This is a genomic window from Stenotrophomonas maltophilia complex sp. Om-AH-Sm3 (assembly GCF_059337855.1).
This window is the reverse complement of sequence record NZ_JBYBLQ010000005.1, coordinates 1-20,042: the sequence shown is the minus strand read 5'-3', so window position 1 is coordinate 20,042 and position 20,042 is coordinate 1. Positions and strand designations below refer to the sequence as shown.

Here is a 20,042-nt window from a genome sequence, read left to right as displayed (position 1 = left end):
CCTGCGCGGAACGATGCGATCAGCCGCACCACACCCGCGCGTTGCGGAACATGCGCATCCACGGCGAATCACCCTGCCATTCCGCCGGTGCCCAGCTCAGGTTGAGCGCGCGCGGGGTACGTTCCGGGTGCGGCATCATGATGGTGACGCGGCCGTCGCTGCTGGTCAGGCCGGTGATGCCGTCCGGCGAACCGTTCGGGTTCAGCGGGTACTGGCTGGCCACCTTGCCATTGCCATCGATGTAGCGCAGCGAGACACGTGCAGCAGCCTGGTCGACGGCATTGTCGAACACGGCCTGGCCTTCACCATGCGCCACCGCCACCGGCAGGCGCGAGCCGGCCATGCCACGCAGCAGGATCGACGGCGATTCCACCACTTCCAGCAGCGCGGTACGGGCTTCGAACTGCTCGCTGGCATTGCGGCGGAACTGCGGCCAGTGCTCGGCACCCGGAATGATGTTCTTCAGCTGGCTCATCATCTGGCAGCCGTTGCATACGCCCAGCGCGAAGCTGTCTTCGCGCGCGAAGAACGCGGCGAAGGCATCACGCAGTGCGCTGCGCTCCAGGATCGAGGTGGCCCAGCCACGACCGGCACCGAGCACGTCGCCATAGCTGAAGCCACCACAGGCCACCAGGCCGGTGAAATCCTGCAGGGCCACGCGGCCTTCAATCAGGTCGCTCATGTGCACGTCGAAGGCACGGAAGCCGGCACGCTCGAAGGCGTTGGCCATTTCGATCTGGCCGTTGACGCCCTGCTCGCGCAGCACCGCCACGCGCGGACGCGCTCCGGTGCTGATGAACGGTGCGGCCACGTCTTCGTTGAGGTCGAAGCTGAGCTTCGGCTTCAGGCCCGGTGCGTTGAAGGCACGCGCGACCTCGCGCTCGGCATCGGCATTGGCCGGGTTGTCGCGGCGCTTCTGCATCGCGTGGGTGACCGACCACCAGGCATCGAACAAGGCCTCCCAGCGCCACTCGGCCAGGTTCTCGCCGCCCAGCGACACGCGCACCACCGGTGCGGTGGTTGGCTTGGCGATGCGCTGCGCGCATTCGGTCAATGCATGGCGTTCAACCAGGTCGGCAAACGCTGCACGGTCTTCGCGCGCGATCTGCACCACCGCGCCCAGTTCTTCGTTGAACAGGCTGCGGAACGGATCGTCACCCCAGGCATCGAGGGCGATGTCCAGGCCCAGGCGCGAGGTGAAGGCCATTTCGCACAGCGCGGCGAAAGCACCGCCGTCGCTGCGGTCGTGATAGGCCAGCAGCAGGCCGGACTGGCGTGCATCGCGGATCAGCTCGAAGAAACCCCGCAGGCGCTGCGGATCATCCAGGTCCGGGGCGGCGCCGGCGAAGGCCGGCAGGTCGCCGTGGTCGGCATGCACCTGGGCCAGGATCGAACCCCCCAGGCGCTGCTTGCCGGCACCGAGGCCGATCAGCCACAGCTCGCTGTCCACCTCCCGGTCGAGCAGCGGGGTCAACTGCTGGCGCACGTCGGCGACCGGCGCGAACGCCGAGATCACCAGCGACACCGGCGACACGCTCTTGTGCGCTTCGCCCTGGTCGTGCCACTGCGCCTGCATCGACAGCGAGTCCTTGCCCACCGGGATGCTGATGTCCAGCTGCGGGCAGAGTTCCATGCCCACCGCCTTCACCGCGTCGTACAGCAGCGCGTCTTCGCCCGGGTGACCGGCCGCGGCCATCCAGTTCGCCGACAGCTTGATCTCATCCAGCGCATCGACCGGGGCCGCGCACAGGTTGGTCAGCGCTTCGCCCACCGCCATGCGTGCCGAAGCAGCGGCATCGAGCAGGGCCAGCGGGGTGCGCTCGCCGATCGACATCGCCTCACCGGCTACGCCGTCGAAGTCGGCCAGGGTGATTGCCACGTCGGCCACCGGCAGCTGCCACGGGCCGACCATCTGCTCGCGCGCGGTCAGGCCGCCGACGCTGCGATCACCGATGGTGACCAGGAAGTTCTTCGAGGCCACGGTCGGGTGCGCGAGCACGCGCAGGCCGGCTTCCTGCAGGTCCAGGCCACCGGTCTTCAGCGCCGGCCAGCGCGGTGCCGGCGGGTGCGCGGTATCGCGGTGCATCTTCGGCGGCTTGCCGAACAGCACGTCCATCGGCAGGTCGATCGGTGCATCGGCCGGGGTGTGGCCCGGCACGGCGCCGTAGGCCACCACCAGATGCTCTTCAGCGGTGGCCACGCCGACGGCCGCGAAGGGGCAGCGTTCGCGGGCGCACAGCGCGGCGAACTCGGCCAGGCGCTCCTGGGCCACGCCCAGCACGTAGCGTTCCTGCGACTCGTTGCACCACAGCTGCATCGGTGACAGCGACGGATCATCGGTGGGCACCTTGCCCAGGTCGATGACACCACCGACGTTCGAGTCGTGCAGCAGTTCGGGGATGGCGTTGGACAGGCCACCGGCGCCGACGTCGTGGAAGAACTTGATCGGGTTGTTGGCGCCCATCGCCACGCAGCGGTCGATGACCTCCTGGCAGCGGCGCTCCATTTCCGGGTTGTCGCGCTGCACGCTGGCGAAGTCCAGGTCCTCGGCGCTTTCACCGGAGGCCACCGAACTGGCCGCACCGCCGCCCAGGCCGATCAGCATCGCCGGGCCACCCAGCACGATCACCGCATCACCGGCCTGCAGCGGGATCTTGTCGACCTGCACGCGGTCGATCGCGCCGAGGCCACCGGCCAGCATGATCGGCTTGTCGTACGCGCGGACCAGGTCGGCGCCTTCCGGCAGCTCGAAGCTGCGGAAGTAGCCGAGCAGGTTCGGGCGGCCGAACTCGTTGTTGAACGCGGCGCCGCCGAGCGGGCCGTCGGTCATGATTTCCAGCGCCGGTGCCATGCGCGGGTTCAGCGCGCGCGGCGCCTCCCACGGCTGCGGCAATTCCGGAATGCGCAGGTGCGAGACCGAGAAGCCGGTCAGGCCTGCCTTGGGCTTGCCGCCACGGCCGGTCGCGCCTTCGTCGCGGATCTCGCCACCCGCGCCGGTCGAAGCGCCCGGGAACGGTGCGATCGCGGTCGGGTGGTTGTGGGTTTCCACCTTGATCTGGAAGGCACTGGGCACCTGCGCTTCGCGGCGGTATTCGCCACTGGCCGGATCGGGGCGATAGCGCGACGCCGGATGGCCTTCGATCACCGCGGCATTGTCGCTGTACGCGCTGAGCGTGTGCTGCGGGGTCTGCTGGTGGGTGTTCTTGATCATCCGGAACAGCGAGCGGTCCTGCTCCTGGCCGTCGATGGTCCAGCTGGCGTTGAAGATCTTGTGGCGGCAGTGCTCGGAATTGGCCTGCGCGAACATCATCAGTTCCACGTCCGACGGCGAGCGACCCAGCGCGGTGAAGCGTTCACGCAGGTAGTCGATCTCGTCCTGGGCCATGGCCAGGCCGAGGCGCTGGTTGGCGGCCTCCAGCTGGTCCACCGGCACGCGTTCCAGCTCGCCACGCGCCGGCGCCGAGAACAGCGCCTGGCCCTGCTCCACGGTCTCCAGCACCGACTGTGTCATCGGGTCGTGCAGCGCCTTGACCAGCGCCTGCTGGGCGTCAGCATCTGCCGGCCAGCCCTGCACGTCGATACGCAGGCCACGCTCGACCCGGCTGACCGGCTGGCCGGCACCGCGGACCAGTTCGGTGGCCTTGCTCGACCAGGGCGACAGCGTGCCCAAGCGCGGCACCACGATGCGGCTGACCGCGCCGTCGGCCACGGCCTCGGCCTGCGGCGCGGCCTCAAGGATGCGGCACAGCGTGATCAGGTCGGGGGCGGCGCTGCCTTCGGGCTGCACGAAGTAGACGTGCCAGGCACCGCTGATGCGCAGGGAGGGAGCGATGGACTGCAGGCGGGATTCAAGACGTTCGCGGCGGAACGGCGACAGGGCGGGCGCGCCCTCGAGGACCATCATGTCCGGGGAACCGTAGTTGGGAAACGGGCCCGACATTGTACCGGAAGCGGGGGGTGGGCTTTGGCCGGGCGGCGCCCGGCACCCGCCGAGGCCACCGCAACAACAACGACAACGGCAACGGCAACGGCAACGGCCCAAGCAAAAGCTGGGTTCCCGTGGGATGGCGGGGTGGTGGGGGCCAGCAGGACACGCCGTAAACCCGTCCATGGGGGCTCGATGGCGCCATCCATGGCGCCAACGGTCCTGCTGGCCCCCACCACCCCGCCTTCGACAGATTTCCGCGATCTGCGGTAAATCCACGCCATGGGTGGATGCTCTGCGGTAGTGCCGGCCGCTGGCCGGCAACCAGGGAACATCAGAAGTCAGGCATTGAAGAGCGCAGCGACCGGCTTTTGCCTTTGTTTTTTTCTTCCGTCTTTCGTGGCTGGCCGCGCAGGAACCTGTCCGTGGCCGGGCGGGTGGGCTCAGGAGGGGTGTCCGCGGCATGGATGCCGCGGCCAAGCCCCCATGGACGGGTTTACGGCGTCCCCGCCTGAGCCCACCCGCCCGGCCAACCCCCAGAAATCCGCTATTAGCAGCAAGCACCAGCCACGAGGGGGCTCCGCCGATGGCCGCCGACCGCGCGCCAGCGCCGCTTTCCGCCCAAATCGCCGAACCATGCGCTTGCTCACGGATTGACCACGCAATTGATGACAACGTTGTCCCCACCTGGTGCCGGACTCTCTCCCCGGCCTCCCAGGTGCCTCCGTCCGGCCCCTCCGTCGCCTTCCCGGGCGATGCCCGGACCTGCGTCACGCGCGGCGCCATCGGGGCCCGCGCGCCCTTTGATCGGAGACTCACCCATGTACGACCCGATTGTGCGCAGTGCCGAACGTTCGACCCGAAGCTGTCGTCCCCGCCACCTGGCCTGGTTGCTTGCCCTGGCCGCCGGCAGCGCCGCCCTGCCCGGCCTGGCCCAGGCTGCCAGCTGTGCCGGCGTGGCCCAGTGGGACCAGGCCAAGATCTACCGGGCCGGCGATACCCTGCAGAAAGGAGGCGTCCTCTATCGGGCGAACCAGGACATCTGGAACGCGCCGCCGGACCATCCGGCCGGTGCGCCCTACTACACCAACCTCGGTGCCTGCGATGGCAGCGGCACCAACCAGCCGCCGGTGGTCAGCCTGACCTCGCCGGCCAACGGCGCCACCTTCAGCGCCGGCAGCACGGTCAGCGTGACCGCCACCGCCAGCGATCCGGACGGCAGCGTCGCCAAGGTCGAATTCTTCCGCGACGGCAGCACGCTCGGCGTGGCCACCAGTGCGCCGTATGCGGCCAGCTGGACCAACGCCAGCGCCGGCAGCCATACCCTGCGCGCGGTGGCCACTGACAACAACAATGCCACCGCCAGCACGGCGACGATCACCATTACCGTCAACGCCGCCAGCGGCGACACCACCGCACCGAGCGTGCCGGGCGGGCTGGCGGTCGGTGCCCGTACCGCCAACAGCATCGCGCTCAGCTGGAGCCCGTCCACCGACAACACCGGCGGCAGTGGCCTGGCCGGCTATGACGTGTACCGCAACGGCAGCCTGGTCGGTTCGCCGTCCAGTGCCAACTACGTCGATGGCGGGCTGACCGCATCGACCACCTACCGTTACCGCGTGCGGGCGCGCGACAACGCCGGCAACGCATCGGCGCAGGGCACCGAGATCAGCGCCACCACGCTGGCCGGCGACGGCGGCACCACCGGCAAGCGGGTCATCGGTTACTTCACCCAGTGGGGCATCTACGGCCGCAACTACCGGGTCAAGAACATCGACAGCAGCGGTTCGGCGGCGCGCCTGACCCACATCAACTACGCGTTCGGCAACGTGCGCAACAACCGCTGCGAAGTCGGCATCACCCAGCCGTCGGATCCGAACAGCGGTGCCGGTGGCGATGCCTTCGCCGACTACACCAAGGCCTTCAGTGCCGCCGAGAGTGTCAGCGGCAGCGCCGATACCTGGGACCAGCCGCTGCGCGGCAACTGGAACCAGCTCAAGCAGCTCAAGGCCAAGTACCCGAACCTGAAGGTACTGATCTCGCTGGGTGGCTGGACCTGGTCGCGCGGCTTCTCCAGCGCGGCGCGCCCGGAAAACCGCCAGGCCTTCGTTGCCTCGTGCATCGACGCGTACATCAAGGGCAACCTGCCGGTGACCGACGGTGCCGGCGGCGCCGGTGCGGCGCTGGGCGTGTTCGACGGCATCGACATCGACTGGGAATACCCGGTGGCCTGCGGCATCGAATGCGGCAAGCCGGAAGACAACGCCAACTTCACCGCGCTGATGGCCGAGTTCCGCCGCCAGCTCGATGCGGTGCGTCCGGGCCTGTTGCTGACGGTGGCGGTGGGTGCAGGCATCGACAAGATCCGCGTCACCGATCCGGCGGCGTACCACCCGTACCTGGACTACATCAACGTGATGACCTACGACTTCCACGGCGCGTGGGATGCGAAGACCAATCACCAGTCGGCGCTGTTCGATTCGCCGAATGATCCGTCCACCGGCGACCAGAAGCTGTACAACAGCAACGACGCCATCGAGGCCTTCATCAGCCGTGGCGTGCCCGCCGCCAAGCTCAACCTGGGCATCGGCTACTACGGGCGTGGCTGGACCGGCGTGGCCAATGCCAACAACGGCCTGTACCAGACCGCCAGCGGTGCTGCCCCGGGCACGTATGAAGCCGGCATCGAGGACTGGAAGGTGCTGAAGAACCTGGCGTGGCCGGGCTACACCGACAACACCGCCGGTGCCACCTGGATCTACAACGGCAGCACGCTGTGGAGCTTCGACACCCCGGCCAACATCACCCGCAAGATGGGTTACGTGAAGACCCAGGGCCTGGGCGGCGCGTTCGTCTGGGAGTTCAGCGGTGACGATGCGCAGGGCACGCTGACCAAGGCAGTCAGTGATGGCCTGAAATAAGGGAAAAGCCGGGGGCGCATTTTGCGCCCCCGGCCTCTGATCTGTAGCGCCGAGCCCATGCTCGGCTGATGTTTCCGCAGTCGAGCATGGCTCGACTCCACAATTCTGCGTCAGCGCTTGGCCGACAGCTTCTCCAACGCCGCACGCAGCTGTGCCGGCGGCAGGTAGCCCCCCAGCTGGGTGCCGTCCGGCGCGAAGATCGCCGGCGTACCATTCACGCCCAGCTGCTGGCCCAGCGCGTACTGCATCGCCACCGGATTGGTGCAGTTCCTGGCGGGAACGTTGCCGCCGCGCTTGGCGTTGGTCAGCGCCTGGCGACGATCCGCTGCACACCAGACCGAAATCATGTCGGTGTAGTCCTTGCTGCCCAGGCCCATGCGCGGGAACGCCAGGTACTCAACGGTGATGCCGTTGCGGTTGAGCTCGGCGATGTCCTGGTGCAGCTTGCGGCAGTAACCACACTCGATGTCGGTGAACACGCTGATGGTGTACTTGGCGTTCGGCGCGGCGAACACGATGCGATCGCCGTGGTTGGCCTTGGCCAGCAGGCCGCGGCGATAGCCGAGCAGGCCTTCGCTGTTGGCCGGGCCCTTGGCGCGGGTGTCGTAGGGCTGAGACTGGAACAGGTAGCGGCCATCATCGGACACGTACAGCAGCTGGCCTGAAACGACGACCTCGCGGAAGCCGGGGAACGGCGCGGCGCCAATGTAGTCCACCTGGAAACCGGGGTTCAACGCGGTCAATGCGGCGCGTACCGCCTGGTCGGCCGGCGCATTCGCGGCCGGATTGGCCTTGGCCGCAGCGGCGGCGGGTGCCTTGGCGGCCGGCGGAGCCGGCTGGGCGCAGGCGGTCAGGCTGAGCGCACCGAACACGGCGGCGATGGCAAATCGGAGCATGGAGCGGTCCGCAACAGAAGAAGACCCCGGATTCTGACACAGCCACCGCGACCGGGCGGCGACGGCCGGCAGCGCCCCGGGCAGCGATTCAGCCCGGCACTCAGCCACGCGGATGGTGGCGGGCGTGCAGCTTCTGCAGGTGCTCGCGCGCGACCAGGGTATAGATCTGGGTGGTCGACAAGGAACTGTGGCCAAGCAGCATCTGCAGCGCGCGCAGGTCGGCACCGCGGTTGAGCAGATGGGTGGCGAAGCTGTGCCGCAGGCCATGCGGGCTGATCCGCGTCGGGTCGATGCCGGCCACCTGTGCGTGGCGCTTGACCAGATGCCAGAACGCCTGCCGGGTCAGCGCATGCAGCGTCGGTTCGACGAACAACGGGGCCTGCCCATCCGCCAGGGCATGCACCTTGCCCTTGCCGACCAGCTGCGGGCGCGACTGCTGCAGGTAACGCTCCAGCCAGTGCTGGGATTCCTCGCCCAGCGGCACCAGCCGTTCCTTGCTGCCCTTGCCGGTGACCCGCAGCACGCCCTGGCGAAGGTTGACCGCCGTGGCCGGCAGCAACACCAGCTCGCTCACGCGCAGGCCGGCGGCATACATCAGTTCCAGCATGGCGCGATCGCGCAGGCCCAGTGGGCTGTCGACATCCGGTGCTGCCAACAGCGCGTCGATCTGGCTCTCGGCCAGCGCCTTGGGCAGCAATCGTGGCAGCTTCGGCGGATCCAGCAGCGCACTCGGGTCCTCGCTGCGTTCGCCGCGCCGCACGCCATCGGCGAAGAACGCCCGCAACGCCGACAGCAGGCGCGCATTGCTGCGCGGCGACCAGCCATGCCGGGTGCGCCAGGCCAGATAATCGAACAGCCCAGGACGCTCGATGCCGGCCAGGCCACCGTCGCGCCCATCCATCCAGCGCGCCAGCCCTTCCAGGTCACGCCGGTAACTGTCGAGGGTGGCACGGGCCAGGCCGTTCTCGGCCCAGATCGCATCGAGGAAGCGCTGGATGCGCACGCCGTCGTCGGCGCGAAGCTCGGGCAGTTGCTGGACCAGCTGGCGGCGTTCTGCGGGGGTGGAGACAAGGGCCATGCGTGCAGGATACGAGGGCCACTGCGGGCACGGCCAGCTTTGCGTATGCTCGGCGCATGTCCCGCCCTGCCACCGACACGGCCCCTGCGGCCGCTACCGAAATGCCCCGCCCACGTGCCTTGTTGGCCTGGCGCGTGCTGGCGATGGTCTACGACGCACTGCCGGTGCTGGCGCTATGGATGCTGGCCGGCACGCTGTTCACCCTCGCCTACACCTTCAGCGGCCACGCGCAACGCGAGAACATCGCGCCGTTCAGTGCCTGGCAGTGGCTGCTGTGGGCGGTGTGCTGGGCGATCACGGGCTGGTACGCGACGGCCAGCTGGCGCCGCGGTGGACAGACCCTGGGCATGCGCCCGTGGCGGCTGACAGTGCAATCAATCGATGGCACGCCGTTGCGGCGCGGGCAGTTGTGGCTGCGCTTTGCGGTAGGCACGCTGTCCCTGCTGCTGGGCGGTCTAGGATTCTGGTGGGCGTGGGTCGACCGCCAACGCCTGACCTGGCACGACCGCGCCAGCGGCACCTGCATGGTGCGCATGCCGAAACGGTAAGGCGCTGTCTGTAGAGCCGAGCCCGTGCTCGGCTGCTTTCCGCACTGTACGTGACAGCCGAGCACAGGCTCGGCTCTACAACAATCAGAATCAGCCCGACTTGCGCCGGAACAGCAGTCCGGACACCGCCAGCATCACGATCGGCGGCAACGCGTAGGCAATGCGGTAGTCGAACTTCAACGCGCCGGCCATGCGGCCGAAGAACAGCTGCAGCAGCCAGAAGCCCAATGCGAACAGGATGCCCAGGAACAGGCGCTTGCCCATGCCGCCGCTGCGCAGCGATCCGAACGCGAACGGCACCGCCGCCAGGCACAGGGCCAGCACGTTCACCGGATAGAACCAGCGGCTCCAGTACACATCCTCGAAATCGCGCGCGTCCAGCCCGTTGCGTTCGCGGTAGGCAATGCTGGTGCTCAGCTCGGACACGCTGAGGTTGCGCGGCTTGGCGATGCCGGTCGCCAGCGCGGCCGGGTCCAACTTCGAGTTCCAGGGCTCACGTGCCACTTCCTGACGGGTTGCCGAGCGCTCGCCAAAGGTGTCGCGGCGCACGCCGGTCAACACCCAGCCGTCCTTGTCGTGCTCGGCGGTGGCGGCGTGGGTCAACGAGGCGATCTTGCCGTCTTCGGCGACCCGGTACAGGCGCACATCACGCAGGATCAGCCGCGTGCCCTTGTCGCCCACCAGCTGCTCCTCGCCGCTCTGCGCATTGAGGAAGGTGTCGCCTTCGCGTGCCCACAGCCCCGAGTAACGGGTAGTGGCAATATCCCGCCCCCATTTGGCGCTGGACTTCAGCGCATCGGCGCGGTCCTGGCCCCAGGGGCCCAGCGTCTCGGCGCTGAGCACCATCACCGCGGTCAGCAGCGAAAGCGCAATCGCCACCGAAACGCTCAGGCGCTTGCGCGACAGGCCCAGGGCACGCAGCGCGGTCAGTTCAGAGGTCGCTGCCAGCTGGCCCAGGCCCATCAGTGCGCCGATCACTGCGGCCGTCGGGAACATCGTGTAGGCGCGGCGCGGCACGGTGTACAGCACCCACGCGGCGGCATGGCCCAGGGTGTAGCCGTTCTTGCCGATGTCCTTGAACTCGCCGGAGAAGGCCATCACCACGTCCAGGCCCACCAGCACCGCCCAGGTCAGCAGCACGGTGGTGAACACCGACCGGCCCAGGTACAGGTCGAAACGCATCGGGCGCAGCCTCATGCGCGGGCTCCCTTCGGACGGCCCAGGCGGCCATCACGTACATACATCCAGATCGCCAGCGCCAGCAGCGGCAGGGTCAACCACCACAGGCCGAGCGCGGGCGGAATCTTGCCGTTGGCAATCCAGCCGCTGCCGATGAACATCAGGTTGGTGCCCACCATGTAGGCCAGCAGGGCCAGCATCATGCGGCCGTAGCGCTGCTGGCGCGGCGAGCTGCGGCCCAGCGGCACGGTCAGCAGGGCGAACGCCAGCGCGATCAGCGGCGGTGCCAGCCGGCGATGCAGCTGCGCCTGTGCCTGCGGCCGTGCATCACCGATCAGCTGCAGGGTTGGCATCAATTCCGGGTCGTCCTCGGTGCGGGTCTGTGCGCCATCGGGCAGGGCCACGTCGTTGCGGGCGAAGGTCGCCAGCCGGTAATCCAGCCCAGCGGCCACCGGGCCTTCCACCTGGTGGCCATCATCCAACTCCAGGAAACGCTGGCGGGTGCCCTCGAAGTACATGCGGCCACTGTTGGCCGACACCACTTCCAGGCGATCGTCCTTCTGCCGCTGCATGAACACCTTGCCCAGCTCGGTGCCGTCAGGCGAGATCGAGGACAGGTAGACCACGCCGCCATTGGGCAGCGGCGTGAACCGGCCCGGCTCCAGGCCGGCCATCAGCACGCTGCGGTTGGCCTCGATGATCATCTGCTCGGCCACCCGGCCGGCCCACGGGCCCAGCCACAGCGAGCAGGCGCCGACCAGCAGCACCACCGGCACCACCAGCATCAGCAGCGGTCGCAGCAGTCGCTTGGGTCCGACACCAATGGCGGTGATGACCGCCATTTCCGAGTCGCGGTACAGCCGCGCCACGGCCAGCAGCAGGCCCAGCATCAGTGCCAGCGGCAGGATCAGCGGCAGGTAGGCGATGAACTGCAGGCCCAGTTGGGAGAACAGCAGCTTGGCTGGCAGGCGTCCGTCGGCGATGTTGCCGAGGATGTCCACCAGCACGCCGCCCACGCTGACCACCAGCAGGACGATCAGGGTAGCCAGGAAACTCTGGACGAAATCGCCCAGCAGGTATCGGTCGAGCTTCAGCATGGGGCGGTGGTTTAAACTCTGGGGTTCGTTCGCGGTGCCGCCCAGTCTACTGTCTGGGCGTAAACGGCCTGCGATTGTACGGACTCGCCAATGGAATCTGCTCAATGGCCCTCGAATTCACCCTGAACCACGTTGCTCCGGCCGCCGCCACCGTTGATTGCCTGGTGGTCGGCGCGTATGCCGACCATACCCTGACCCCGGCCGCGCAGGCCCTGGATGCCGCCAGCGGTGGCCGCCTGGCGGCCCTGGCCGAGCGTGGCGACCTGTCCGGCAAGACCGGCGCAACCACCCTGCTGCACGACCTGCCGGGCGTAACCGCCCCGCGCGTGCTGGTGGTCGGCCTCGGTGAAGCCGCCCGTTTCGGCGTGCCGCAGTACCTGAAGGCCGTGGGCGACGCCGTGCGCGCGCTGAAGGCCGGTGCTGCCCGCAGCGCACTGTTCACCCTGTCCGAGGTGGCGGTGAAGGACCGCGACGCGGCCTGGGCGATCCGTCAGGCGGTGATCGCCGCCGATCACGCCGCCTACCGCTACACCGCCACCCTGGGCAAGAAGAAGGCCGACGACGCCGGTCTGACCCAGCTGGCCATCGCCGGTGACGACGCGCAGGCGCTGGCTCAGGGCCAGGCCATCGCCGCCGGTGTCGAGTTCGCCCGCGAGCTGGGCAACCTGCCGCCGAACTACTGCACCCCGGCCTATCTGGCCGACGTGGGCGTGAAGTTCGCCGGCGAGCACGAGGGTGCCGAAGCCGAGATCCTCGACGAGCACCAGATGGAAGCGCTGGGCATGGGCTCGCTGCTGGCCGTGGCCCGTGGCTCGGCCAACCGCCCGCGCCTGGTCGTGCTGAAGTGGAACAATGGCGGTGACGCCAAGCCGTACGTGCTGGTCGGCAAGGGCATCACCTTCGATACCGGTGGCGTCAACCTGAAGACCCAGGGCGGCATCGAGGAAATGAAGTACGACATGTGCGGTGGCGCCAACGTCATCGGCACCTTCGTCGCTGCGGTCAAGGCCAAGCTGCCGCTGAACCTCGTCGTGGTGGTGCCGGCGGTGGAAAACGCCATTGATGGCAACGCCTATCGTCCGTCGGACGTGATCACCTCGATGTCGGGCAAGACCATCGAAGTGGGCAACACCGACGCCGAAGGCCGCCTGATCCTGTGTGACGCGCTGACCTACGCGCAGCGCTTCGAGCCGGCCGCGCTGGTCGACGTCGCCACTCTGACCGGTGCCTGCATGGTCGCCCTCGGCCACCAGACCGCCGGCCTGATGAGCAAGCACGATGACCTGGCCAACGAGCTGCTGGCCGCCGGCGAGCACGTGTTCGACCGCGCCTGGCGCCTGCCGCTGTGGGACGAGTACCAGCCGATGCTGGATTCGAGCTTCGCCGACGTCTACAACATCGGTGGCCGCTGGGCTGGCGCGATCACCGCCGGCTGCTTCCTGTCGCGCTTCGCCGAAGGCCAGCGCTGGGCCCATCTGGACATCGCCGGCGTGGCCAGCGATGAAGGCAAGCGTGGCATGGCCACCGGCCGCCCGGTCGGCCTGCTGAGCCAGTGGCTGCTGGACCAGGCCGCCCGCGCCTGATGCCGTACCCGACCCTGGCCGGCAGACGCCGGCCGGGGCCTCGCCCGGCACTGCCGGGCCCCTGCCTGACCCGGACCCTGCCATGCCCCGCGCCGACTTCTACCTGATCGCCAAGCCCCGCTTCCTGACCGAGCCGCTGCGCCTGGTCTGTGAGCTGGCGCGCAAGGCCAACGACGCCGGGTTGTTCACCCTGGTGCTGGCCCGTGACCAGGCCCAGGCCGAGGAGCTGGACGAGCTGCTGTGGGCGTTCGACAACGACGCCTACATCCCGCACCAGATCGCCGGCGAAGACATGGACGAGGAAGAGGCCCTGGTACTGATCGCGGTACCCGGCACCGAGGCACCGGCGCGTCCGCTGGTGATCAACCTGCGCGACGAGCCCTGGCTGGGCCAGTGCGAGCGCGTGCTGGAAGTGGTGCCGGCCGATCCGGAAGCGCGCGAACCGCTGCGCGAGCGCTGGCGCCAGTACAAGGCCGCCGGTTACGACCTGAACAAGCACGACATGTGAGCGCGCGCCGGCCCCCTTGATGGGCCGCCGCTGCGCCCTGATCCTTCAACGATTACCTCCTGGTTCCCCCGCATGACCCAACTCGCCTCCAGCTACGACCCGAAGTCCTTCGAGACCGACCTCTACGAGGCCTGGGAGAAGGCCGGCCACTTCAAGCCGTCCGGCACGGGCGAGCCGTACACCATCCTGCTGCCGCCGCCGAACGTGACCGGCACCCTGCACATGGGCCACGCCTTCCAGCAGACCCTGATGGACGCGCTGGTGCGCTACCACCGCATGCGCGGCTACGACACGCTGTGGCAGGTCGGTACCGACCACGCCGGCATCGCCACCGAAATGGTGGTCAGCCGCAACCTGGCGCTGGAAGGCAAGGGCGAGACCCGCGATTCGCTGGGCCGCGAGGGCTTCATCGGCAAGGTCTGGGAGTGGAAGCAGCAGTCCGGCGACACCATCGAACGCCAGATGCGTCGCCTTGGCACCTCCGCCGACTGGTCGCGCAGCACCTTCACCATGGACCCGCAGCCGTCGGCGGCAGTCAATGAAGCCTTCGTGCGCTGGTACGAGCAGGGCCTGATCTACCGCGGCCAGCGCCTGGTGAACTGGGACCCGGTGCTGAAGACCGCCATTTCCGACCTGGAAGTGGAGAGCGCCGAGGAAGACGGCTTCCTGTGGTCGATCGCCTACACGCTGGACGAAGGCCTGAGCTACGAGCACGTCGAGCGCGATGCCGACGGCGTGGAAACGCTGCGCGAAACCCGCGACTACCTGGTCGTCGCCACCACCCGCCCGGAAACCCTGCTGGGCGATACCGCGGTGATGGTGCACCCGGAGGACGAGCGCTATGCGCACCTGATCGGCAAGAGCGTGGTGCTGCCGCTGACTGGCCGCCGCGTGCCGGTGATCGCCGACGACTACGTGGACCGCGCGTTCGGCACCGGCGTGGTCAAGGTCACCCCGGCGCATGATTTCAACGACTACGAAGTGGGCGTGCGCCACAGCCTGCCGATGATCAACCTGTTCACCCCGGTGGCGGCGCTGAACGAAAACGCGCCGGAACGCTTCCAGGGCCTGGACCGCTATGAAGCGCGCAAGGCCGTGCTGGCCGAACTGGAAGACCTGGGCATCCTGGTCGAGACCAAGGCGCACAAGCTGCAGGTGCCGCGCGGCGACCGTACCGGTCAGGTGATCGAGCCGTACCTGACCGACCAGTGGTTCGTGAAGATGGACGACCTGGCCAGGCGTGGCCTGGAACTGGTCGAGGACGGAAGCATTTCCTTCGTGCCGCCGAACTGGATCAACACCTACCGCCACTGGATGAACAACATCCAGGACTGGTGCATCAGCCGCCAGCTGTGGTGGGGCCACCGTATCCCGGCGTGGTTCGATGCCGCCACCGGCAACTGCTACGTCGGTCGCAGCGAAGAGGACGTGCGCGCGAAGCACAACCTGGGCAGCGACGTGGTGCTGAACCAGGAAAGCGACGTGCTGGAGACCTGGTTCTCCTCGCAGCTGTGGCCGTTCTCCACCTTGGGCTGGCCGAATGAGCAGGCCATGGCCGAGCGTGGCTTCGACCGCTACCTGCCATCGTCGGTGCTGGTCACCGGCTTCGACATCATCTTCTTCTGGGTGGCGCGCATGATCATGGCCACCGACAACCTGGTCGGGAAGATCCCGTTCAAGGATGTCTACTTCACCGGCCTGATCCGCGACGGCCAGGGCCAGAAGATGTCCAAGAGCAAGGGCAACGTGCTCGACCCGCTGGACATCATCGACGGCATCACCATCGACGATCTGGTTGCCAAGCGCACCGGCGGCCTGATGCAGCCGAAGATGGTCGAGAAGATCGAGAAGGCCACCCGCAAGGAATTCCCGGACGGCATCGCCGCCCACGGTGCCGATGCGTTGCGCTTCACCATCGCCGCGCTGGCCACCCACGGCCGCGACATCAAGTTCGACATGAACCGCGCCGAGGGCTACAAGAACTTCTGCAACAAGCTGTGGAATGCCAGCCGCTTCGCCCTGATGAACACCGAGGGCGCTGCGTTCATCGGCGCGCCCAAGCCGCGCACCGATGCCGAGCGCTGGATCCTCGCCCGCCTGGCCGCCACCACCGCCGAGGCACAGGGGCATTTCGCCGCCTACCGCTTCGACCTGCTGGCACAGTGCCTGTACGAGTTCGCCTGGAACGCGTTCTGCGACTGGTTCCTGGAGCTGAGCAAGCCGGCCTTGAACGGTGCCGACGCGGCTGATGCCGAAAGCACCCGCCACACCTTGCTGTACGTGCTGGAAGCACTGCTGCGCCTGCTGCACCCGCTCACGCCGTTCATCACCGAACAGCTGTGGCAGCAGCTGGCCCCGCGCCTGGGCCTGGCCGAAACCACGCTGTCGCTGCGCCCGTACCCAACCGCCGCCGAATTCTCCGGTGATTTCGCCCAGGCCGAGGCCGACGTGGAATGGCTGAAGGCGGTGATCAGCGCGGTGCGTCGCGTGCGCAGCGAACTGAACGTCGCACCGTCCAAGCAGGTGCCGCTGCGCCTGCAGGCCGGCCTGGCGCAGGACCGCGTGCGTATTGAACGCTTCAGCGCTTCGCTGTCGTTCCTGCTGAAGCTGGACAGCATCCAGTGGCTGGCCGAAGGCGAAAGCGCACCGCCGGCGGCCGCCGCGATCGTGGGCGAGCTGAAGCTGCTGGTGCCGCTGGAAGGCCTGGTCGATCTCGATGCCGAGCGCGTGCGCCTGGACAAGGAAATCGCTCGCGTCGAAGCCGAAAAGGAGAAGAGCGAGACCAAGCTGGCCAAGTTCACCGACAAGGTGCCGCCGGCCGTGGTCGAGCAGGAACGCGTGCGCCTGGCCGACTGGAACACCCAGCTGGCCGGCCTGCGCGAACAGCGCGCGAAGCTGTAACGCCGCGCTCTGGTGCGTGCCAACCAAGGTTGGCACCTACCACGCCGGGAGAGGTTGGCACCCACCCAAGCGGAATCGGAAACGCCGGGCGATGCCCGGCGTTTCCATTTCCTCCGCATGGCATCATCGCCGGATGCCTCTTTCGATCTTCCTGCTGGTTCTCGCCGCTGCGGCACTGCATGCCAGCTGGAATGCGATCGTCAAGCGCGGGCCTGACAAGTTCCTCGGCACCGTGCTGGTCACCGGCAGCGCCGCGCTGCTGTCGGCCGCCGCCCTGCCCTTCCTGCCTTTTCCCGCCGCGCACAGCTGGCCCTGGCTGGGCGCATCGGTGCTGTTGCAGGTGACCTATTACGGGCTGGTCGCACGTTGTTACCAGCAGGTCGACATGAGCCTGGCCTACCCGCTGATGCGTGGCAGCGCGCCGATCCTGGTCGCACTGGCGGGCACCCTGCTCGGTGAACCATTGCCCGCTGCAGCGTGGCTGGGTGTGGTGCTGGTGAGCACCGGCATCCTGTGCATGGCAGTGGGTGCGCGTGGCGGCCAACTGCGCCTGCCGCTGCTGACCGCAGCGATGATCGCCACCTACACGCTGGTCGATGCGCAGGGTGCGCGCCAGTCCGGCAGCGCGCTCAGCTACACGCTGTGGTTGTTCCTGCTGTCGGGCATTCCGCTGCCGCTGTGGGCGTTGTACACGCGCGGCGGCGCGGTACTGGACTATGCGCGGCAGCATTGGCCGCTGGGACTGGCCGGTGGCGTCGGCACCACCGCCTCCTATGCGATGGCGTTGTGGGCCATGACCCAGGCGCCGGTGGCGATGATCTCGGCGCTGCGCGAATCCTCGATCCTGTTCGCGCTGCTGATCTCGGTGTTCCTGCTGCGCGAACGGATACCACGCGCGCGCTGGCTGGCAGCGTTGCTCATCGTCGGTGGCGTGCTGGCGTTGCGGCTGGCGTGATGGGCGCGTTGGTAGTGCCGGCCGCTGGCCGGCAACCCGTCTGCGTCACAGCGGCGGCATCACCTGCAGGTCGCCGTCGACCAGCTCGATCGCCATCACCACCGCGTCTTCGCGCCCCTGTGCGGCCGGGTAGTAACGCGGGCGGCGGCCGATCTCGTTGAAGCCTTCGCTGTGGTACAGCGCCAGTGCCGGCGTATTGGATGGGCGCACTTCCAGGAACACGCGCTGTGCGCCGCGATCGGCGGCCAGCCGCACCAGCGCGCGCAGCAGCTGGCGGCCCAGCCCGCGCGACTGCGCCAGCGGATCGATGCAGATGTTCAGCACGTGCGCTTCATCGGCGGCGATGCTGAGCACGCCATAGCCGACCAGCAGGCCATCGCGCTCCATCGCCAGGCCGGGATAGCCGGCGCGCAGGCAGTCGATGAAGATGCCGCGGGTCCAGGGGAAGGGATAGCCCCGCAGTTCGATCGCCATCACGGCATTGAGGTCGCTCTCGCGCAGCGCGCGCAGGCTGACCGGACCGGGCCGGGTCACCGCACTCATGGCGTTCCCCGCTTGCGCAGGGCACGCAGCTGTGGCCACAGCGCACGCTTGGCGGCCGGGTCACGGCGCAGCTGGTCCAGCGGCCAGCTGTCCATCAGCACCTGCGTCGCCGGGTCGTTCGGGTTGCAGCCGGACGCGCGCAGCAGCGCGATCTGCAGGCGATCGGGCAGGCGTACCACCGGCTGTCGTGCGTTGCCGCTGGGCAGCGGGCGCTCAGCCGCCGGCACGGTATCCGGGGCACTGACCGGCGTTTCGCGGCGCGGCGGAGCCGGGCGTTCCGCGCGTACTGCGGTCGCGGTCGCGGCGCGGGCGTCGCGCGGCGGCACAGCGGCCCGCACCGGCTCCGGTTCCGGCGGGGCAACACTGGCCTCGGCTTCGGCCACGCTCAACTGCAATGCGGCATCCAGCTCGGCGGCCAGCTGGCCGTCGTGATAGACGGTATAGCCCATGGCCTGCAGCCAGGCCTGCTGGGCCGGCGACCACAGCACGGGCAGGTCCTGGCTCACGCGGCCTCGGGCTTCTTGCGCAGGCGCTGCACGGCCCACATCACCGGGCCGGACAAGGCGTACAGGATGCCGACCGCGAACAGCACGCGCGGCAGATCGATCACCGCAATGGCAATGGCGACCGGCACCAGTGCCAGCACCAGGAACGGCACGCGATCCGAACGGGTGCCCTTGGCCGCGCCGCCCTTGAAGCTCCAGAAACGGACACGGCTGACCATCAGCAGCGCAGCGATGATCGTCACCGCCAGCGCCACGTAGCGCAGCTGGTTGCCATCCCAGCCCAGGTTGCCGTCGGCGAACGCCCAGACGAAAGACATCATCAGGCCCGCTGCGGCCGGGCTGGCCAGGCCAACGAACCAGCGCTTGTCGACCACCGCCACCTGCGTGTTGAAGCGGGCCAGGCGCAGTGCCGCGCAGGCCGCATACAGGAAGGCCACGGCCCAGCCGACGCGGCCGAGCAGCGGATCATCGAACTTCAGCCACGACAGCGCCCAGTGGTACATCACCAGCGCCGGGGCCATGCCGAAGCTGACCAGGTCGGCCAGCGAGTCGTACTGCACGCCGAATTCGCTGCTGGTACCGGTCAGGCGCGCCACGCGCCCGTCCAGGCCATCCATCACCGCCGCCACGAACACGGCGATGCTGGCATTGACGAAATCCCCGTTGGCCGCGGCGATGATCGCGTAGAAACCGGCGAACAGGCCGGCGGTGGTGAACAGGTTGGGCAGCAGGTAAATCGTGCGCGAGCGCGGCGGCGGTGTGATCGGGTCCATGGAATCCAGTTTAATCGACTTGCCAGTGCTCGGCGCCAATGCTGCAATCGGCGTTCTACGCCCATTCCGTGGAGTTTGCCATGCGTGCCCTGTCCTGCCTTGGATGCCTGCTGCTGTTGGCCAGTGCCAACGCCGTGGCCGGTCCCGTCTACAAATGGAAGGACGCCCATGGCGTGACCCAGTACTCGGAGACCCCACCGGCGGGCAAGAAGTACGAGACCCGCGAGCAGGCCCGAACCCCGCAGGCCGCGGCCAGCACCGAGACCCCGGCCGCCCCGGTTTCCGAGCAGTGCAGCACGGCCCGGGCCAACCTGGCCCTGCTGGACGGCGGCGGCCAGGTGATGCAGGACACCGATGGTGATGGCAAGGCCGATACCCCGTTGACCCCGGAGCAGCACACCGCGCAGAAGGGGCTGGCGCAGGCCGCCATCAAGGCGTACTGCCCACCGGCCGGTTAGAGGTATCGGCAGGGCTGCGCCCTGCACCTGCCGAGGCTGCAAGCAACGGCAACGTCAAAAGCGGGCATTCCGTGGAATGGCGGGGCGGTGTCGGATTGCGGGGACACCGCAAGTACGTCCATGTAGGCTTGGCAGCCGCATCCATGCGGCTGACACCCCGCAATCCGACAC

Annotated in this window: 15 protein-coding genes; 7 read left to right on the top strand and 8 right to left on the bottom strand. The window is 68.3% G+C overall.

The window, feature by feature from the left end; genetic code table 11:
- Positions 1-19: 19 nt before the first annotated feature.
- A complete protein-coding gene (gene purL, locus AC10QF_RS07765; protein ID WP_111177560.1) occupies positions 20-3,904 on the bottom strand; it encodes a phosphoribosylformylglycinamidine synthase in 3,885 nt (1,294 codons plus the stop codon).
- Positions 3,905-4,746: 842 nt separating this feature from the next.
- Between purL and AC10QF_RS07760 the strand changes: the two genes are divergently transcribed.
- The gene (locus AC10QF_RS07760; protein WP_494542015.1) at positions 4,747-6,846 is read left to right on the top strand and encodes a glycosyl hydrolase family 18 protein; all 2,100 of its coding nucleotides are present in this window, start codon (positions 4,747-4,749) and stop codon (positions 6,844-6,846) included.
- Positions 6,847-6,956: 110 nt separating this feature from the next.
- Here AC10QF_RS07760 and AC10QF_RS07755 read toward each other — a convergent pair whose 3' ends face one another.
- Positions 6,957-7,742, bottom strand: coding sequence for a thioredoxin fold domain-containing protein (locus AC10QF_RS07755; RefSeq protein WP_053500398.1), 786 nt, complete (start codon positions 7,740-7,742; stop codon positions 6,957-6,959).
- A 100-nt stretch (positions 7,743-7,842) separates the two neighbouring features.
- Positions 7,843-8,820 carry a site-specific tyrosine recombinase XerD gene (gene xerD / locus AC10QF_RS07750; RefSeq protein WP_494542014.1) on the bottom strand — a complete coding sequence of 326 codons (978 nt, stop codon included), beginning with the start codon at positions 8,818-8,820 and terminating at the stop codon, positions 7,843-7,845.
- 56 nt (positions 8,821-8,876) lie between these two features.
- Here xerD and AC10QF_RS07745 point away from each other — a divergent pair, with 56 nt between their 5' ends.
- Positions 8,877-9,368 carry an RDD family protein gene (locus tag AC10QF_RS07745; RefSeq protein WP_494542013.1) on the top strand — a complete coding sequence of 164 codons (492 nt, stop codon included), beginning with the start codon at positions 8,877-8,879 and terminating at the stop codon, positions 9,366-9,368.
- Positions 9,369-9,458: 90 nt separating this feature from the next.
- Here AC10QF_RS07745 and lptG read toward each other — a convergent pair whose 3' ends face one another.
- Both lptG and lptF read right to left on the bottom strand, forming a co-directional pair.
- Complete coding sequence (gene lptG / locus AC10QF_RS07740) at positions 9,459-10,565, bottom strand: LPS export ABC transporter permease LptG (protein ID WP_049414332.1); 1,107 nt, start codon at positions 10,563-10,565, stop codon at positions 9,459-9,461.
- Positions 10,562-11,644: an LPS export ABC transporter permease LptF gene (gene lptF, locus AC10QF_RS07735; RefSeq protein ID WP_494542012.1), complete on the bottom strand. Its 1,083-nt coding sequence runs from the start codon at positions 11,642-11,644 to the stop codon at positions 10,562-10,564. The genes lptG and lptF overlap by 4 nt, the downstream gene beginning before the upstream one ends.
- Positions 11,645-11,748: 104 nt before the next feature.
- Here lptF and AC10QF_RS07730 point away from each other — a divergent pair, with 104 nt between their 5' ends.
- The 4 genes from AC10QF_RS07730 (at position 11,749) to AC10QF_RS07715 (ending at position 17,591) form a co-directional block, all read left to right on the top strand.
- Positions 11,749-13,227 (top strand): leucyl aminopeptidase, encoded by a 1,479-nt coding sequence (locus AC10QF_RS07730; RefSeq protein ID WP_005415212.1) that lies wholly within the window; start codon positions 11,749-11,751, stop codon positions 13,225-13,227.
- 82 nt (positions 13,228-13,309) lie between these two features.
- Positions 13,310-13,735: a DNA polymerase III subunit chi gene (locus tag AC10QF_RS07725; RefSeq protein ID WP_005415211.1), complete on the top strand. Its 426-nt coding sequence runs from the start codon at positions 13,310-13,312 to the stop codon at positions 13,733-13,735.
- 72 nt (positions 13,736-13,807) lie between these two features.
- Positions 13,808-16,636: a valine--tRNA ligase gene (locus tag AC10QF_RS07720; RefSeq protein ID WP_111177815.1), complete on the top strand. Its 2,829-nt coding sequence runs from the start codon at positions 13,808-13,810 to the stop codon at positions 16,634-16,636.
- 133 nt (positions 16,637-16,769) lie between these two features.
- Positions 16,770-17,591, top strand: coding sequence for an EamA family transporter (locus tag AC10QF_RS07715; RefSeq protein ID WP_338168105.1), 822 nt, complete (start codon positions 16,770-16,772; stop codon positions 17,589-17,591).
- A gap of 45 nt (positions 17,592-17,636) precedes the next feature.
- Here AC10QF_RS07715 and rimI read toward each other — a convergent pair whose 3' ends face one another.
- The 3 genes from rimI to pssA are packed head-to-tail and all read right to left on the bottom strand — an operon-like array spanning position 17,637 to position 19,413.
- The gene (gene rimI / locus AC10QF_RS07710; RefSeq protein WP_069139459.1) at positions 17,637-18,134 is read right to left on the bottom strand and encodes a ribosomal protein S18-alanine N-acetyltransferase; all 498 of its coding nucleotides are present in this window, start codon (positions 18,132-18,134) and stop codon (positions 17,637-17,639) included.
- A complete protein-coding gene (locus AC10QF_RS07705; RefSeq protein ID WP_111177811.1) occupies positions 18,131-18,640 on the bottom strand; it encodes a hypothetical protein in 510 nt (169 codons plus the stop codon). The genes rimI and AC10QF_RS07705 overlap by 4 nt, the downstream gene beginning before the upstream one ends.
- Complete coding sequence (pssA, locus tag AC10QF_RS07700) at positions 18,637-19,413, bottom strand: CDP-diacylglycerol--serine O-phosphatidyltransferase (RefSeq protein WP_494542011.1); 777 nt, start codon at positions 19,411-19,413, stop codon at positions 18,637-18,639. Before pssA ends, AC10QF_RS07705 begins: the two co-directional genes overlap by 4 nt.
- 80 nt (positions 19,414-19,493) lie before the next feature.
- Between pssA and AC10QF_RS07695 the strand changes: the two genes are divergently transcribed.
- The gene (locus AC10QF_RS07695; RefSeq protein ID WP_069139563.1) at positions 19,494-19,871 is read left to right on the top strand and encodes a DUF4124 domain-containing protein; all 378 of its coding nucleotides are present in this window, start codon (positions 19,494-19,496) and stop codon (positions 19,869-19,871) included.
- The last annotated feature ends 171 nt before the right edge of the window (positions 19,872-20,042 follow it).

Coding starts and splice junctions, on each gene's coding strand:
- AC10QF_RS07730 (WP_005415212.1), top strand. CDS start 11,749: ATGGCCCTCGAATTCACCCTGAACCACGTTGCTCCGGCCGCCGCCACC.
- lptG (WP_049414332.1), bottom strand. CDS start 10,565: ATGAGGCTGCGCCCGATGCGTTTCGACCTGTACCTGGGCCGGTCGGTG.
- AC10QF_RS07715 (WP_338168105.1), top strand. CDS start 16,770: ATGCCTCTTTCGATCTTCCTGCTGGTTCTCGCCGCTGCGGCACTGCAT.
- AC10QF_RS07755 (WP_053500398.1), bottom strand. CDS start 7,742: ATGCTCCGATTTGCCATCGCCGCCGTGTTCGGTGCGCTCAGCCTGACC.
- xerD (WP_494542014.1), bottom strand. CDS start 8,820: ATGGCCCTTGTCTCCACCCCCGCAGAACGCCGCCAGCTGGTCCAGCAA.
- AC10QF_RS07725 (WP_005415211.1), top strand. CDS start 13,310: ATGCCCCGCGCCGACTTCTACCTGATCGCCAAGCCCCGCTTCCTGACC.
- purL (WP_111177560.1), bottom strand. CDS start 3,904: ATGATGGTCCTCGAGGGCGCGCCCGCCCTGTCGCCGTTCCGCCGCGAA.
- rimI (WP_069139459.1), bottom strand. CDS start 18,134: ATGAGTGCGGTGACCCGGCCCGGTCCGGTCAGCCTGCGCGCGCTGCGC.
- AC10QF_RS07745 (WP_494542013.1), top strand. CDS start 8,877: ATGTCCCGCCCTGCCACCGACACGGCCCCTGCGGCCGCTACCGAAATG.
- AC10QF_RS07695 (WP_069139563.1), top strand. CDS start 19,494: ATGCGTGCCCTGTCCTGCCTTGGATGCCTGCTGCTGTTGGCCAGTGCC.
- AC10QF_RS07720 (WP_111177815.1), top strand. CDS start 13,808: ATGACCCAACTCGCCTCCAGCTACGACCCGAAGTCCTTCGAGACCGAC.
- AC10QF_RS07760 (WP_494542015.1), top strand. CDS start 4,747: ATGTACGACCCGATTGTGCGCAGTGCCGAACGTTCGACCCGAAGCTGT.
- pssA (WP_494542011.1), bottom strand. CDS start 19,413: ATGGACCCGATCACACCGCCGCCGCGCTCGCGCACGATTTACCTGCTG.
- lptF (WP_494542012.1), bottom strand. CDS start 11,644: ATGCTGAAGCTCGACCGATACCTGCTGGGCGATTTCGTCCAGAGTTTC.